This is a genomic window from Acinetobacter sp. RRD8 (assembly GCF_031844225.1).
In the GTDB taxonomy this organism is placed as follows: Bacteria; Pseudomonadota; Gammaproteobacteria; order Pseudomonadales; family Moraxellaceae; genus Acinetobacter.
This window is the reverse complement of the sequence record NZ_JAUZUU010000030.1, coordinates 1-16,474: the sequence shown is the minus strand read 5'-3', so window position 1 is coordinate 16,474 and position 16,474 is coordinate 1. Positions and strand designations below refer to the sequence as shown.

Sequence of the window (16,474 nt, the reverse complement as noted above, 5' to 3'; positions counted from 1 at the left end):
TTTGCCTGTTCCATCTGCTGATACACCTCTAGAAAAAATTATTGAGTTCAAAGAAAAAAGAGGAACAGAATTAATAGCATTTCGAGAGTACTTTGAAGGTTTGGTCATCGATATATGCGATTCAAACTCCTATGATAGGAAGAAAAACCTAGAAATAGAAAGGGTTAAAAGATCTTTATCTGATATAGATAGAGTAATGAGAGAAGGTAAAATTAAGATTATCTATGACAATTTAAGAAATATTGTTAAAAAGGACTTTTTAGATATATCTGCTTATACTGCTACAACATCAGGGCTTACTGCTTATGGTGTCTATTCTACACCTCAATTACATGCATTTAGTCCCATGCTGGCAGGTATTGCTGCTTGTGGTATAGCTATAGGATATAAGTATATTAATAAACCACAAACTCACACCCAATTTAATTACATACGAAGTATTCGTAAGAACTTTCAGGATAGTTAGGTTTAGTTTTCCTAAAATTAGCATAACGGCTGTTATACCAGATTCGTTAGACAATAAAAAAGCCCAACATCCTGTTGGGCTTTTTTACATATTTGATGCGTTTGGTATAACTCCTGTCGTACCTGCATTCTCCGTTGCTGTCTTTTCTTATTCTTATCTGGAGCATCCTGCTCTCTATGTCCCCATGATAGGAAATTGATGAAGAATTGCATAGACGCAAAGCACCTGAATGAATGTGCGCCAAAACGTACAAGTCTGGCCACTTTTTATCCCAAGAGTTGTCCGCAGAAATTGGGGATTGTTTCGGCCGTGGATGGCTTGATAAAGCACAACAATGCGTCATTTTGATTAAACATTGATCGATTTTATTGGCAAGAAGTATCAAACCTGATCATAAAAAAGCCGACTTGTTTCTAAGTCGGCTTTTTGCAGTTTTTTAGGTAGGTCATTTTTTTTAACTATCTGAAAAACAAAGGCTTTATAGATAGCGTTTCGTATAAGCTCTATTATGTTAAATAATTAAGGATAAAAGCTTTATTACTAAATAGAACAGTTGCTTAAAGCAGTATAGAGTTAAGTTTGCATTTTAATATCAAGTTGTCTTTCAGCACCGATAATCACCATACGAATCCCATTTTCAAAAATGTCATCCGCATTCATATTTTGTAAGGTATTCACTCCTTGGAGCATGAGTGGATATATAGTTGGATCGGCTTCGAATGGTGGGTCTGATCTTATTTCTTCTTGCTGCTCCTCAAGGACCCACCCAACAATAAACCTTCCTAATGTCATAAGTAATGCAACTGCTTCAACAGGAGAAAACCCAGCATGAGATAACAGCGCAACTTGGGCCTCAATCGTGTTGAAATGTCCTTGACTGGGGCTAGTTCTTGCATGTAGACGAGCACCATCACGGTAAGCTAGTAGTGCTCGACGAAAGCTTACAGAATTAGCGAGCAACCAATCTTGCCATGTCATCCCATCGATGGGTAAAGAAACTAAATGGTGTTCATTTATAATGGTTTCCGCCATTGCTTCCATTAACAAGGATTTATTCTTGAAATGCCAATATAGAGTTGGAGATTTAATACCCAATCGTTGAGCTAGCTTGCGTGTGGTTATTGAATCTATGCCTTCTTCATTCAACATATCCAATGCGGTACGCAGGACTATTTCACGTGTCAGACGTTGAGGTGCAATATCTTTTTTACTCATAAATCTATCACTGATAGGGAGTGTGTGAGAGAATATTAATTCTATCATTGCTAGAGAAGGCATTTGTGAAGAAATCATTGAGCGTGATTTTAATCACTATATTTCTGGATGCTGTTGGGATTGGTTTAATTATGCCGATCTTGCCTGAATTATTACGGTCATTGGCTGGAGCTGAAGCAGGCGGTGTTCACTATGGTGCTTTATTAGCTGTGTATGCTCTGATGCAGTTCATTTTTGCACCTATCCTTGGAGCGTTGAGTGACCGATTTGGACGTCGACCTGTATTAATTATTTCAATTGCTGGTGCAACGGCTGATTATCTCCTAATGGCTGCTGCTCCTTCTCTATTGTGGCTATATATTGGTCGTATTTTTGCGGGAATTACAGGTGCCAACATGGCTGTTGCAACAGCTTATGTTTCAGATATTACTCCAGCCCATGAGCGTGCAAAAAGGTTTGGTCTCCTTGGAGCTGTCTTTGGTATTGGGTTTATAGCGGGTCCGGTAATAGGTGGAGTTTTGGGTGAATGGAACTTACATGCACCGTTCTTTGCTGCTGCTTTTATGAATGGGATTAATTTAATAATGACAGCAGTCTTATTAAAAGAATCAAAACACAGCAATAAAATGACTGAGAAGGTTCAGGAGCAATCAATATTAAAGAAATTATCCTATTTGATCACTCAACCTAATATGGCTCCATTGCTTGGTATCTTTTTAATTATCACATTGGTTTCACAAGTCCCCGCAACTTTATGGGTTATCTATGGGCAGGATCGTTATGGCTGGAGTATATTTATTGCAGGTGTTTCCCTTGCTAGTTATGGAATATGCCATTCTATTGCACAGGCTTTTGCTATCGCCCCTATGGTAAAGAGGTTTGGAGAGAAAAATACGTTGTTATGTGGAATAGCTTGCGATGCAATTGGTTTACTTCTTTTATCTATTGCTGTTGAAGAATGGGTGCCTTTTGCGTTGTTACCATTGTTTGCCCTTGGTGGAGTAGCCGTTCCTGCTTTGCAAGCAATGATGTCCAGAGGTATTAGTGATGAAAGACAAGGTGAATTACAAGGGCTATTAAGCAGTTTTAATAGTCTGGGGGCTATAATTGGTCCTGTATTAGTTACTAGCCTCTATTTTATGACTCAGGCATCAGCTCCTGGAATGGTATGGGCATTAGCTGCAATACTTTATGTAATCACCCTACCCTTATTGCTTAAGTATCGCCTGAATAAATATTCTGGAGTTCCATAAAATATTTAATTTATTGGTTTAAAAACTAATGGATTCTATAGTTTATCTAAAATTAACATAATACACGTTATACGAATTCCCAAGGCATGGCTTTTAGTCATGCTTTTTTTATCAAAAGACTATACCTGAATGATAGCGAGCCAAATCGCATACAATATCTATCATTAGACTTAATGCAATAATTAAATGATAGTATTATCATTAATCTAATAGAATTAAGATTAAATGATAGAAATGAATACACGTATTTATCTACGAGCTTCAACTAAAGATCAAGATGCAGAAAGGGCTTTGCAGATTCTTCAGGATCTAAACCAAAACTTGAATTTGGGTGAAACCATTGTGTACGTGGAAAACTATAGTGGTACGAAGTTAGACCGACCTGAATTGAATAAGCTACTGTCAGAAGCAAATCAAGGTGACACATTGTTAGTTGAAAGTATTGACCGCTTATCACGCCTAACCCAACGAGATTTTCAAGAGCTGAAGCGCAGGATCCAGGAGAAGGGACTTCGTTTAGTCGTAGCAGATCTTCCTACTACCTACCAAATGATTCAAACCAGTGACAGCATTACTCATTCAATCTTGGAACTCATCAACAATATGTTGATTGATCTTCTGGCAACAATGGCCCGCCTAGACAATGAGAAACGTATAGAACGTATTAAGCAGGGCCTGGCACGTTCGGGTTACAAACCAACAGGCAAGAAGGCAAATGAGGCTAAACATAAACGAATAAAAGAATTGCTAGTAGTTGGCAATATGACTAAGGAAGAAATTGCCAAAGCAGTGAATTGTGGAGTTGCAACTGTCTATCGAGTTGCTAAAGTTATCTAAAAGAGGCTTATCTCAACGCGCCCCCAATGGGGCACCGCTGCATTCAGGTTACTTCACATAAGAAATTTTATGTTAAATGATTGTTAGAAATGCCCCTTGATCGAGGCATTTTCTATAAAGAATACTAAAAACTAATTAAAGCCAACCAAGTTTCAAAACAAGGCAGTTCTCAGCAATCATATTTTTAAATTATATAACTCCCAACTGAGCTTTTGCTCCAACGATAAGGCTTTCATTTTGAGTTTCTAAGGCAAATAAACCATACATCAAAGGAGAGGCCGCTGCTCTTTCTAAAGTCTGTTCATATAGTTTATTCCAAACTTTACCCCCTAGTTTTTCATACTCGATGATTAGAGTTTTGAGGCTTTCTTCTCCAAACAAAGTTACATGCCCAGCAAAATCAATCGCTGGGTCATCTATATGGGCTGTTGACCAATCAATAACGCCTGAAACAGCTCCATCCTTTGAAGCTAGTACATGCCCAGCATATAAATCGCCATGTATAAATTGGGTGAAATCTGCCCATAGAACATCATTATCCAACCATTTTCTGTAGCGGGTTTCCAATTGCTCACTTATACCAATTTCAGATTTTACTAACTGCAAATTGTTTGCTATTTCAGGTCTTAAATCTGAAGGTTTCATAATTTTCAAATCATTTTCCCGAACTTCTTTTTCAGGAATACTATGGATTTCAAATAAGGTTTTTGCCAAAGATGTTATGTATTTCGGGCTATCTTTGTCCATATTCCAAATTATTTCATAGGTTTCAGCATCCAAATTTAAAACAGGATTATCTTTAAGTATGGGATAAGCCACTAATTCTGTAGATGAAATTCTCCAATCAGGAACCTCTACAGAAAGATGTTTTTTTACCAATTCTAAAATGCGTTTTTCTTTCTTGATTTGTTCCCTCATGCCATCACGACGAGGAATACGCAGCAACCATTGTTGCCCCTTTGTATCAAGAGCAAAAACGACCTTAAAATCAATGCCCATTTCATTGAAATTCATTTTGTCCGTAAGCAACAAGCCGTGTGCTTCAGCAAGTGATTGAATATCTTGAATTGTCATTTTTAATTTCCTTTAAAGAGTTCAATAATTAATGTTCGGATTAGATTGGCTATCATTAACAATCTCTCTCAAAAGTCTTGATGATTTTGTGGTCTTTGATCTCGTAGATAATGTCAGCAATATTATCGACCAATTGCTTGTCATGAGATACGAAGATAATAGTTCCTGCATAGGACTTCATCATTGTTTCTAATGCGGCAATACTTTTTAGGTCAAGATAGTTTCCTGGTTCATCCATAAGCAAAATATTATATTTTCCTAAAAGCATTTTGGATAAAAGCAGTTTGATGATTTCACCTCCCGATAAGTCGGATAAGTTTTTTTGAATATCATTCGCTCCGATCCCCATTGAAGCCAATACTGCACGAATTTCCGCAACTGTGTACTCGCACTCTTCCTGCATAAAGGAGAGCACAGATTTATGCGTGTTAAATTTATATCCTGTTTGTGTAAAGTAGCCAATTTCAGCTTTTGGAGATATGGTTAATCCATCAGCACGTTCTGATATCATTTTTAACAAGGACGTTTTCCCTGTTCCATTCGATCCAGTTATAGCGACTTTAGCGCCAAGCGGTATTATAAAGTTAGCGTCATCAAAGATAGTACGGCTACCAAATTTTAAGCTCAGACCATCTGCCGTAATCGGGAACTTATTGTGCAGTTCTAGGGCTGAACTTTGACGAAAACGAATAGAACGCAAATGCTCTGGTGCTTGAATATCTTCTAATGCAGCCAAACGCTTTTCCATACTCTTAGCTGCCTGATACAGTTTTCTTTGCTTGGTGCCAGTCATTTTTGCATGCCCAAGTCGTCCAGCACTTTCGGTAGAGTTTTTGGATTTTTCTCCTTTTTTCTTATTGTCTAATCGATTAGCTTGCTGGCGTTTTTCTTGCACAGCAGATTCTAATCGCTCCCGTTCCTTCATCATCAGCTCATATTCTACGGCTTGGTGTTGTCGCTCTTCTTCTTTTTGACGCAAGTAATCCGAGTAACCACCCCAATATTCCGTAATTTTACCGTCTTTTAACTCCCATATCTTGTCTACAACCATATCAAGAAAATATCGGTCATGACTGATAACAAGTAATGCTCCATCAAATGCTTTAAGTTGACCAATAAGTAGATCTATTCCATTGAGATCAAGGTGGCTGGTTGGTTCATCCGCTAGAATGCCATGTACTTGTTGGGAAAATGCGGCAGCAATTTTTGCACGAGTTTCCTCTCCGCCACTCATTGTGTCGTTTTGTACATTGGAAACACCAAGGCGAGATAACATTGCCCGGTCTTCGACCGTTTCTATTTCGATTCCGCCCAGTTGGCTGATATGTGCAAAATCACCAAAACGCTGTAATGTCGCTTCGGCTAAAACAATTTCGCCATTAAGTACTTTGAGTAAACTACTCTTTCCTGCTCCGTTATCACCCACAAGACCAATACGGTCATAAGAGTGAATTTCCAATTCATCAATATCCAAAACATCACGCCCAGCATAATCCAAGCGTATGTTTCTCGCTTTAATAATTAAACTCATTTTTATTTACTCCTGTTTAGCTCTTGAAATTTTTTATGCAGCAAACAGGATTTAGGTGAAAACAAAAGCTAGCATCACAGTGTCCTCCCAAAAAAAAAGCTATTCATCCACAGGGTGGACAAATAGCTAGTCAATTAAGTTATAACTGGAAACTATGCACTAAAAGCATACTTATAAATTAAGCATACTTTTACTTTATATATCCGCATATATTCTTAAAGACACAACAAAAGCCCACCATTATAAAATAGTGTCACTATGCAAATAGTTGTGTCTTAACGAATGCGGATAGAATGCATAAACTTACCTAAAAAATAAAATTCAGTTTTATGATAACTTTACTGTTAAAAGAAGTCTAGACAACCTTGTTTTATGCTTGGATATAAGGCTTATTTTAAAATAATAGTAGTGAAGATTTTCTAAAATTAACATAATACACGTTATACGAAATGCGTTATAATTATTTATAGAAATCAATGCTGTAGTTTCTAGTTTATAGCCCGAACATCCCTGTTCGGGCTTTTTTTGTGACTTTTCACGTTCCACGCCTATTCTTTGATCAATGTTTCACGACTTTGTTCATATTAGTTAAACAATCGTGGTTAATCATAGGGTCTAAAAAAACGGCTCCAAAAGCCCCTTTTCTCCGGTTCCTGTTCAATGCGCTCCGGTACTGGAATCCGCTTATTTTCCGTTTTTTCCGGAGTAGTCAATCCGTCATGTTTCGGCTCAGGTTCTGACCGAGGATCCGTTGCTATATCTTGGCTAGATTTCTGATCGGTAAACGTAGTCATATTGGTTTTTGGGGCTTCTAGCAGTCGTTGTATTGCTTCTATTTGATTATCTTTTGCTTCTAGTTGTTCTCTTTGAAAAACTTCTCGCTCATGTGCAAGTTCTAGCTGTTTTTTAAGTATGTCTACTTGCTGTTTTAGCATGTCTACTTCTGTATCTTTTTGTACCGTAGTAGACTGTAACGTAGTTACATTATTATTTTTATTAGATGGTTCGCCAAATACTCGTATGGCTTCAGATAAATCTATTTTCCCATCACTATTTTTTGATAAATCCCCTTTATTTATACGTTTATAGATACTTTGACGATTCATTCCATAGAGTTGAGCTAATTCAATAACAGATAGTGCTTTCATCATGTAACCCAAGTAAAAGTCTGTATGTCAGTAGACAATATTCAGTGATGTAACGTTACATCAATGATTTAACGATAGCCAACCTTTTCAAGCATGGGAGCAAACTCTTTTAACTTCTCAGAATCTTTAAGCATTTCAGCAATTCTTACTGCGAATTGAGGATAGCTTTCAGTTCCTTGAGAGTATTTACTCATTTCAGGAAGTTCAGATAGCTTATTGGAAAATAAGTGGCGTTGAGAGTCAGTCATTTTTTTTGAAAAAAGATCTAGATTCCCAGATATTGTCTGATTTTCTAATGATTTAGTTTTAGATTTTTTTTGTTTAAAAGAAAAAGAAAAACCAGATATTGAACGGCCTTTTTTATGCTGTTGGTAGGTTGCCTCTATATCTGTTTTTTCGCTAATTTCAGAAATGGCTAAGTCAAGAACTCTAGTTTTAAAGTGATCCATACGCTTGTATTCATTAACACCAATTCCAAGTTGTTCTCTAAAAGTTGCTAATTCAAATACTGGCGTTTTTCCAATAGCTTTCCATTGAATTAATAACTCGTATAATCTTGCTGAATATGTACTGTTAAGCTGGGCTGTTTGGCTTAGTAAATATTGAGTAAAAAATTCTTTAATACCATCAATTTTACTTATGCCTTGTACAACAGCTAAAGTGAAAACAAGTTCAATAGCCCCTTCATCATCTAGATATTTTACTTGCTGAATCCATCTACTTTTGACTAATTTCCCATCTTCATCAAAGAAGCTAAATCTTCTGTTAAATAAAGAATCCTCTGCTTCTTTCATTCTCTGATAAGCATTTTGCCTTGTTGTCCCAAAAACTTCAGCATATCTCAAAGCATCTATTCGTAAAGGAGTATCTGTACTTAGTCCAGTACCCGTATGTCTAGCATCAACAATGGCTAATTGAACAATATGAAACTCTGATAAAGATAGGGTTTGAAAAGCTTGGTTTAACCGATTGGTTTTTACAACTAATTCTTTTGACATAGACTCAATTGAAATATTTTTATACCCACAGATTATAACAATGTGGGTATAACTGCAACTGTGTAGTTAAGGGTGTAATTAGGAGGGTAACTAAACGTGGGGGAATGGGTAACTAAACGTGGGGGAATGGGTAACTAAACGTGGGGGAATGGGTAACTAAACGTGGGGGAATGGGTAACTAAACGTGGGGGAATGCAAAGGTTAGTTATTGAAATTTAATAATTAAAACTAAGTTAAAAACATTTAAAAACTTTAAAAATAATTAAAAGCCCAGTGCATGAAAAATTGCCCTTGGTTTTCGCTACGCTCAAACTCTATTGAATCTCGCTTTCGCTCGATTCGGGGGGCAATTTTTTGGTCAATGTTTCCGTGACTTTTAGAAAAAGCAAAAGCAACTCGGAATTCGCTTCGCTCATAATTCTTTTTTAGTCGCTTCGCTCGGTCTAGATTCAATTTTTTATATGTAATCTAAGTTTTTCCCAGGATCTAAAACTGTAAAAAACGGTTTTTCAGAGAGTCTAGGCGCAACTTTTGAGCGTTCGCTCGTAGACACTCGCTCTATAGATACCGATTAAAGGCTTATATTGGCGTTTTTAGCTTGATTGCAGCTTTTTATGATATTGGGTAGCTTTTTTTATAAAAAGTGTCTTAAAACGCAAATTAGCGCAAAATAGGAAAGCCCTGTCTACTGATGCAGAACAGGGCTTATGTTGGAGTTTCACGTAACCGCCTAACGCCAATAGAACGTATTGGTACGTTTTCACAGTTATCAACTTGTGACATCCTCTTTGCATAGCAAAGGAAGCGAATCTCAAACCGTTCAGACAGCTTATGCCCGACTGTCATCACCACTAAGTTTAAGACAAACTTCGGTTGTGTTTTAGTTCCACAACTACGACTTTCTAATACCACTTTTCCGCTAGTTACGAAGCAAGATGTTTTCCATCACCGCTAAGTACAGGTCCGCTAATATTCAACCATCAAATTCAATCGTCACCGCTAAGTCACATTTGGACCGCTAGATGAAAATTCAGGAAAGAATACATCACCGCTAAAACACTATTCCGCTAGTAAAACAATTTTACTGCTTCATAACGTCACCGCTAAAAAAAATAGCTAGTAGCGATTAATTCAACTTTAAAGTTTGGATTAATAACTAAGATATTTGGTTGGCGTGAACCAACAACGGAGCCACCGTTCATGCTTCTTACTGAATAATCATCAAATATCACAACTACTAACAGCCACGTTAATAATTGAAATAATCATTTTGATTTTCTTCCACGCCAAAAAAGTTCGTATCATTTCATAGATACCGAGGCTGCCACACCTCACTTTAAAAACCCTTGTCAGTGGTTTTAAATATTTCCCGCATTGTCTTTCGCTTCATCACCGCTTACGTTTTTATTCGCTCGAAGTGACTGGATCTGTATCAAGGTTCGATACAGAATCTACTCAACAATTCTCCCTCTCTCATTAATCAAAACTTATTCCCCACTCAAGGCAGGTTTTCGCTTCAAAAGTCTATATCAAGGAGCCACCTTGTATAATGATCGACTTGAGAGATTCCCATATTAGTCATAATGGTCTTTGTTCATTAATAAAAGTAAACCAGTATTAATAAACGATCAGTACGCTTATCCACTCCACAAAATAACAGCGATTCCGTTGTTCTACGGTAAGAGTTCCAAAAACCCGTATTATTCACCGTTATTCGACTTCATTGTGGGTAAAGCACTTGACCTACGCAAAGCAACATCTTCGCTATGTTTAAATCACTAAAAAATAAAAAAGACCGCAATGAACTTAATCAATGCAGTCTTAATTTCTGAGTGACATAACGTTCTACGTGTCACCGTTACAGGCTTGAGCTATCCAGCGATCTCACCAACTAACCTGAAATGTCATCTCGACAAGTCATTCAAGTTAATCCTTGAGTACCGAAGTTTCCAGATTTCTCCTCAACTCCCTAATACCTCGCGATATTCTCAGCAGCCCACCTGTGCGCCATACATCATGCCCTTCGTAAAAATTGAAGCATGAAATAGGTGTTGTTAACGCAACTATCAATCCTTGAAGTTACTCACACTCTCCATTAGACAGGGTTTGATCTAGTCGCCTAGATTCCCGTTTCTATGTCGCCCAACTATTACATAGATTACATATTTACGACTGGTGAGCTTAAAAGCAGACCTGCGTTTATATGCAGTCAGGATTGGGTCAATAAGCGGAATTTCACCACCTAGTGCCCGTCATAGCCGCGCCAGCTAGATTTCTCACGCACGCAGCTTTGCGAGTTTTAGTATACGTTGGCTGACGTATACACATAAAACCGCAATGACAAGGGTCTAGAAAAATTCGGGACAGATACGAATCACATCGATCCCAAAAAATTCATATTTGGCAGGTACAGAATAAGCCACAAAAAACCTAAAAACAACTGTTTGCTCGGGTCCACAGGAACTCTTATTTACAGAAAACCCATCTTCGCTTAAAAAAAAACCATTTTTAGTGAAAAATGGTTTTGTGATTCTTTAAAATAAAAGATAGACTTTTATGCTTTCCGCAAAAAACTCAGGTTTTGGTTGATTTATGATCTACTACACAACAACAAAAACTGACTGCCTGCTCAGTATCATGCAATGCGTTTCCAATGGAAAAGCAAAGTTCTGGTTTTCTGATGTTGTGCCTTTTTCGAAGTTTCAAAACCTGATTCCGAAGCTGATCCTGGAATATGGTCTGGATATCGGTGAGCAAGCGCGTAAGAAAAAATCAGACTACGGGGAGCCTGTGTGGAGTCTTGTGATCAATTATGATCCGGCAAAAAGTGAGGTGTTCCAGTTCTGGTTATTTACCACTGGTTATCGTGAAGCACGAAGAAGCAAGCTGACGCTAAAAGAAATACTCGCTAAGAATTCGAGCATGGCGCGCAAGCAAAAGCTGAATAGTATTTTGACGACTAAAAAAGAAAAACTGCTGCGTTTTGGTCCCTATGTATTAGGTCAATATATTGAATTTTCGGATCTGAAAACTGAATTTGCGAAGATATATTATTTCCCTGAGAATTATGGGGTCGTTTTTAATACGCATACAAAACGTGTGAAGGCGATTGATAGCAACAAAAAGTTTATCTATCGAATCTTTAAGCCCTTTGATGCCTCAGAAGAACGACGATTTAAGAGTTTATATCGAAAGTTTGCTTTTGTTTTTTTAGACAATGAGCACAATCGTTGGAACCAAGAATCTGTGACTCAGTTTCTATTGGGGTTTGGGATTAAATTTGAAAATGATGAGAGTTACAACGATAGGCTAAAAGAGCTTACCCGGGTCTTACGTTTGGTTCGAAAAAAGCATTTAGAATTCTTTCAGCGTTATTCCACTAAAAGAGTCCGGTTTACTTGGTATTTATCCCAAGACTTCTTAGATGGATCTAAACGCGAGTTTGAAAAGAGATTAAACAAGATCCAAACTACGCCAGAAAGTATAGAGAAATTTGCAGAAGCCAGCGCACGATTGATGGCACATGGGAATTTTCATGGGACTCGATTTCAAATTGGTTCAATACAGGCAAGGGTTCGAAAATTATTGAATCAGATACAGCCTGATCATAAGAAGCTGAATAAGAAGTATTTCACGAACCATCTGCACTATGTCCGATTTACCAAGAAAAAGGCAATGAGCATTAAAGAGTTTGAAATGGCTTGTCGTAATGCAGATACGATGTATTTGAACAAACAGAATAAGCAAAAACTTAAAGATTAAAGATTAAAGGTGAACTATGCTGAAATATCCTGATGATTATGATCTCAGCCGCCAAGAAATTGACGATTTGAGAGCTGAGACCAAAGATGCAGCAAAATATATGAAGGCTTTGTTCAATTTTAAGATTGAAGCACGCTATTCATATAGTGTGACGTGGTCTGCCCAAGACGGAGAATTTGTTGGCCTTTGTGCCGAATTTCCTTCGCTGTCCTGGCTAGATCCGGACAGCGATAAAGCACGCTCAGGCATTGAAAGACTTGTCTTTGACACATTACAAGATATGAACTCTACTGGAGAAATCATACCTTAATACTTTTGGAAAAATGCCTGATTCCGCTGGATGTATTCATTCAGATTGTTTGAATCTAAGCCATATATTTGCAGTTTTTTATCGATATATTTAAAAAAGAAAGAATAAACAATATGCATAATCCCAAGCGCAAAAGCCTCTATTTTGATCGCCGGTAATAGGGCATTTGGGTCTGTAAAGAGAGTTTCTAACGTGAAATGATTAAAAAAATAGATGAAAAAAGTCACCAGACTCAACAGAGTCAAAAGTGCATAAGCTTTAGCACAAGTCTTGCAGTGCCCATTCATTTTTTCTAATTTCTGAAAAATTGTATGATTCATTTGGCTCTCAAGGCATCTAATTTTTTGAATGATGGACTCTCTACAAATTTTAAATATTCAGGATTAAAAAGGGATAGGAATTTTGTGTCGAATGATACTGTGCTTCGTGAAAATTTATTGAAATTATAAAGAGTTGAGTTTTAAGTAAGATACTGAAATTAAATAACATCATTAAGATGATCACACATAATACCTACCTAGTGAAGCAAATCCAGGTAGGTATTATGTGTGATGCTAAACTTTAAATTTTTCACACAATATAAGTATTTGATTTTAAATGTTATTGTATTTGTGTGGGAAGAATAAAACTCAAACGTTAATTTTTTAAGTTATTGAAATTAAATAAAAAATCAAGATCACACATAATACCTACCTTGAAGTAGAAATGAAGTTATTATGTGTGTTGCATAACGCCTCACATGCAGAAATGTCTTTAGTTTTATCTCCTGTCTACCCGACTTAGAATATGATTTAGGTAGGCTTTACTCAGGATTACGTCAATGTCAGCAGTAAATCTAATTAATGAAAATGACGATGAGAGAGAAATTGCTTCTCAGGCAGCTTGTACACTTCGAGAAAGCTTTGTTACCGCAGCTCAAAGTGGACCAGTTATGTATGTTGAAAACGATACTGTACTGCTTAAGGAACTAAATGGTCCCCCAATTGTGATTAAACAACTATCTGGGCGTAATCCTGAACTTGCTCAACGAGTAGCGAGTCGTGGAACTTTTAAAATTAAAAAACGTAAAGTAAGCCAGGATTGAAGCTCACGGGGACTTACAATTCAATCAAATTTCGTATAAGAGATTTTATGTTAAATGAGAGCTAAAAAAATGCCTAAATTATAGGCATTTTTTATAGTTTATATATTTTAAGTTGCATTATTTCTTTGAATAATTTCATGAACAGTTTTTAGAATTTGTAATGAGATTCCTATTGATGAACCTGATGGGACTTTTAATATAGAGTCCTCTGATTGATGTGCTGGCGTTATTGCACGTTGTGTTAATACTCCTAAAGCAACCCCTTCTTCATTGACAATAGGCCCTCCACTTGCACCACTATGCATCCCATTATCTATGTAAAAAACGTCAGTTTCTATTCTTATATTTTGGGAGTTATCATCAGCAAAAATACGACGAATATTTCCAATATAACCATGTTTAATTATTGGACCTGTCATATCTGCTAAGTATCCTTCCTCTCTAATTGCTTTAATAAACTTATCTGCACCAAATGATTCTGGATCAATAATTTTCTCAATCGAAAATGGGATATTAAGTTCATCTGAGTAGCCTGCAACAAATACTCTTTTTCCTAGATTTACTGAATTAATACTTGCAGGTAGAAAGGGGAATTTGAAAGGTTGCTCTTCTTTTGGTCGTAATACAGCTATATCTAGCTGTATTATTTCTTTAAAAGATGGGACGTTAATTTCAAATGAGCAAAAAGATACTGCATATTCAACTAAAGGTAACTCGGGAAACTTTATCAAAATTCTTTGCTGTGGATGAGTGTAATCTTCTTTTTTTATAGGCATCCTACCAGTCACTACATGTGCAGCAGTAATAACTTCACCTGTATCCGTAAAGCTAAAACAAGTACCTTCACTTATAACTTCATCACCTTCAAAAACTGTCACATATCCACAACAGCGTTGGATTTTTTCATACAAGTTTTTAAACATAAAATTTCTCAGTTTTTAATATCATTTGAATTTTTTTATTATATTTTCGATAATCGATATAGCTTGCTCATAAGCGATAATATTACCTTTTAGGCAAAAATTACTTACATAGCTGTGATAACTGTCCTTCCAAAGAGTAGAATCTTTTAGAGTAGCTATAGTTCTTAAACCGTATTCTTGCGCAGATATCGTTATTTCAGTACCACTTCTATCCCTAGTCATATCATTAGATATTTTGCTTTCAATTAGAGTAATTAATTCTGGTGAGTCAATTGATAGAGCCTCTGCCAGTTTGCATATATCATATAAATGCCTAATGATGGTGTTATCTAGTTTTTGACTATCTGAGTCGGCAATAGTTCGATTACAGTCAGGGATTCTCCAAATTAATGCACTGATTTTATCGGCAAATATCTGTCGTGGGTCAGTACATGTAATTCTTTTAATTTCTAATTCTCTCTGAGAATAGATGTGTAATAGAGATCCAGCATCTCTGTAAACAGGTTCAAAATCTTGCGATTCTTTAAAACAAATTTCTATTAGAATATGGGGTCTGATATAGTCGGGAGTAGCTTGAGTAATTTGATATTCGATTGTTAATTCATATTTTCGACCACTGTCAAAAGTTTTTTTATCAATTACATTAAAACCATTCTCTATTAAAGTTTGAATAATTCTATTGCGGATTTCTTTACGCTTTGCAGGCTTAAAATCGCCAATAACCAAGAAATCGATATCTTCAGAAAAGCGTTCAATTAGTCTATGAGCTTTAAAAAGTGAAGTACCACCTGAAAAAACTAAATTAGGATCATCAGCGAGTAACGTCAGGACTTTAGTGATGAACCAGTCTTTTTCTACAAAGCTATATTCAACAAGTAATTCTTCTGAGAGTTCAGTTAGATCTTTTAAAGGATAAGAATTCATTTAAATTAATAATATACGAGGAATATCTCTATATTATCGTATCTAAACTTTCTTTTTGAACATTTATTAATAGCAATAGTTCTACCAGTTGGAACTTGTGTTGATATCTTCGAATTGTAGTTTTTAATAGATTGAGATTCTTTGATTTGATAGCCTAAACGATTTATGGCCTCTTTTACGGTTTCTAATCCGTTTACAGGAACAACCTTACCTGTAAGGCGACTTTCTTTAGCCCTTACATATACACCTTTACTGATCCTCAGAACTCTTTTTTCACAGATAAGTTCTTGCAAACCCATTCTAACTTGGCTTTCAGATCCCATTTTCATGAAATCTTTTGATAAAAAGACGTTATTTCTACTGTTAGCCACGGAAATTTTCATTCTTGTAGCAATGTTCATATTGATTCCTACTTTACAAAGAAAAGATTTGGCAAAAGAGAGACTATATGTAGAAGTATATACTAATAGCTAAATTTAAAAAAACTGTTGGTGAGTGACTAATTTAATGTCTATATTTGTGAGAGATCTTATTTTGTTGATAAATATATGAAAAAAGGTATTTTGATTACATCTCCCAAAGAAATCGCAATTGGTGGTGGAATTTCTTTCTCTTCACTTGATCGGCGTGACTTGCGTAAAGCTTTAACCTATTGGGATGAGATAGCATATCTAACAAATAATTTGGTTTATCAATCAGATGATGAGCTAGATAAGTTAAAGGAATTTGGTGCTGCGAGTGAATTAAATACTCCTTTAATAGGAAGCATTAGAGGTAATCAAGAATTTATCAAGTTTATAAAATTATCAGAGATAAATACAATAAATTCAAAACTTAAGGAAAATCCTGCATATTGGTCTGTAGCAAATAATTCTTATCTTGATAGAAACGAAGAGTATTTAGCTAATGATAAAGAATTAAGCTTAGAAATTGAGTTATATCAGACTTT

General features: G+C 36.2%; 16 protein-coding genes. 7 read left to right on the top strand and 9 right to left on the bottom strand.

The window, feature by feature from the left end; genetic code table 11:
• Positions 1-466: DUF6236 family protein (locus Q9R24_RS14450; RefSeq protein ID WP_311204748.1), on the top strand; the 466-nt coding region annotated here is incomplete at its 5' end.
• A 573-nt stretch (positions 467-1,039) separates the two neighbouring features.
• Here the strand turns inward: Q9R24_RS14450 and Q9R24_RS14445 are convergent.
• Positions 1,040-1,681: a TetR/AcrR family transcriptional regulator C-terminal domain-containing protein gene (locus tag Q9R24_RS14445; protein WP_004787586.1), complete on the bottom strand. Its 642-nt coding sequence runs from the start codon at positions 1,679-1,681 to the stop codon at positions 1,040-1,042.
• Positions 1,682-1,746: 65 nt separating this feature from the next.
• Between Q9R24_RS14445 and tet(39) the strand changes: the two genes are divergently transcribed.
• Together tet(39) and Q9R24_RS14435 are read left to right on the top strand one after the other, a co-directional pair.
• Positions 1,747-2,934, top strand: a complete 1,188-nt coding sequence (gene tet(39) / locus Q9R24_RS14440; RefSeq protein ID WP_004856455.1) for a tetracycline efflux MFS transporter Tet(39) — start codon at positions 1,747-1,749, stop codon at positions 2,932-2,934.
• Positions 2,935-3,159: 225 nt separating this feature from the next.
• Entirely contained in the window at positions 3,160-3,771 is a 612-nt protein-coding gene (locus Q9R24_RS14435) for a recombinase family protein (protein ID WP_015060246.1), read from the top strand.
• A gap of 189 nt (positions 3,772-3,960) precedes the next feature.
• On the opposite strand, the gene Q9R24_RS14430 is transcribed toward Q9R24_RS14435, so the two are convergent.
• From Q9R24_RS14430 to repM, 4 genes are all read right to left on the bottom strand, one after another.
• Positions 3,961-4,845 carry an Mph(E) family macrolide 2'-phosphotransferase gene (locus tag Q9R24_RS14430; protein ID WP_000155092.1) on the bottom strand — a complete coding sequence of 295 codons (885 nt, stop codon included), beginning with the start codon at positions 4,843-4,845 and terminating at the stop codon, positions 3,961-3,963.
• 55 nt (positions 4,846-4,900) lie between these two features.
• The gene (gene msr(E), locus Q9R24_RS14425) at positions 4,901-6,376 is read right to left on the bottom strand and encodes an ABC-F type ribosomal protection protein Msr(E) (protein ID WP_000052512.1); all 1,476 of its coding nucleotides are present in this window, start codon (positions 6,374-6,376) and stop codon (positions 4,901-4,903) included.
• A gap of 602 nt (positions 6,377-6,978) precedes the next feature.
• The gene (locus Q9R24_RS14420) at positions 6,979-7,524 is read right to left on the bottom strand and encodes a plasmid replication DNA-binding protein (RefSeq protein WP_171290102.1); all 546 of its coding nucleotides are present in this window, start codon (positions 7,522-7,524) and stop codon (positions 6,979-6,981) included.
• A 68-nt stretch (positions 7,525-7,592) separates the two neighbouring features.
• Positions 7,593-8,522, bottom strand: coding sequence for a replication initiation protein RepM (gene repM, locus Q9R24_RS14415; protein ID WP_087554487.1), 930 nt, complete (start codon positions 8,520-8,522; stop codon positions 7,593-7,595).
• Positions 8,523-11,159: 2,637 nt separating this feature from the next.
• On the opposite strand from repM, the gene Q9R24_RS14410 reads away from it, so the two are divergent.
• Positions 11,160-12,284 carry a hypothetical protein gene (locus Q9R24_RS14410; protein ID WP_106918755.1) on the top strand — a complete coding sequence of 375 codons (1,125 nt, stop codon included), beginning with the start codon at positions 11,160-11,162 and terminating at the stop codon, positions 12,282-12,284.
• Positions 12,285-12,384: 100 nt separating this feature from the next.
• Positions 12,385-12,594, top strand: a complete 210-nt coding sequence (locus Q9R24_RS14405; RefSeq protein ID WP_171290101.1) for an antitoxin HicB — start codon at positions 12,385-12,387, stop codon at positions 12,592-12,594.
• Here the strand turns inward: Q9R24_RS14405 and Q9R24_RS14400 are convergent.
• Positions 12,591-12,914 (bottom strand): hypothetical protein, encoded by a 324-nt coding sequence (locus Q9R24_RS14400; protein WP_087554482.1) that lies wholly within the window; start codon positions 12,912-12,914, stop codon positions 12,591-12,593. The genes Q9R24_RS14405 and Q9R24_RS14400 overlap by 4 nt on opposite strands.
• A gap of 500 nt (positions 12,915-13,414) precedes the next feature.
• Here Q9R24_RS14400 and Q9R24_RS14395 point away from each other — a divergent pair, with 500 nt between their 5' ends.
• Entirely contained in the window at positions 13,415-13,678 is a 264-nt protein-coding gene (locus tag Q9R24_RS14395; protein ID WP_087554481.1) for a hypothetical protein, read from the top strand.
• A gap of 107 nt (positions 13,679-13,785) precedes the next feature.
• Here Q9R24_RS14395 and Q9R24_RS14390 read toward each other — a convergent pair whose 3' ends face one another.
• From Q9R24_RS14390 to Q9R24_RS14380, 3 genes are read right to left on the bottom strand one after another with little or no spacing between them, the layout of a single operon-like run.
• Positions 13,786-14,601 (bottom strand): serine protease, encoded by an 816-nt coding sequence (locus Q9R24_RS14390; RefSeq protein WP_087554479.1) that lies wholly within the window; start codon positions 14,599-14,601, stop codon positions 13,786-13,788.
• 21 nt (positions 14,602-14,622) lie between these two features.
• Positions 14,623-15,525 (bottom strand): nucleotidyl transferase AbiEii/AbiGii toxin family protein, encoded by a 903-nt coding sequence (locus Q9R24_RS14385; RefSeq protein ID WP_087554478.1) that lies wholly within the window; start codon positions 15,523-15,525, stop codon positions 14,623-14,625.
• Positions 15,526-15,530: 5 nt separating this feature from the next.
• Positions 15,531-15,926, bottom strand: a complete 396-nt coding sequence (locus tag Q9R24_RS14380) for a DUF6088 family protein (protein ID WP_087554476.1) — start codon at positions 15,924-15,926, stop codon at positions 15,531-15,533.
• Between the two features lie 147 nt (positions 15,927-16,073).
• Between Q9R24_RS14380 and Q9R24_RS14375 the strand changes: the two genes are divergently transcribed.
• Positions 16,074-16,474: hypothetical protein (locus Q9R24_RS14375; RefSeq protein WP_311204747.1), on the top strand; the 401-nt coding region annotated here is incomplete at its 3' end.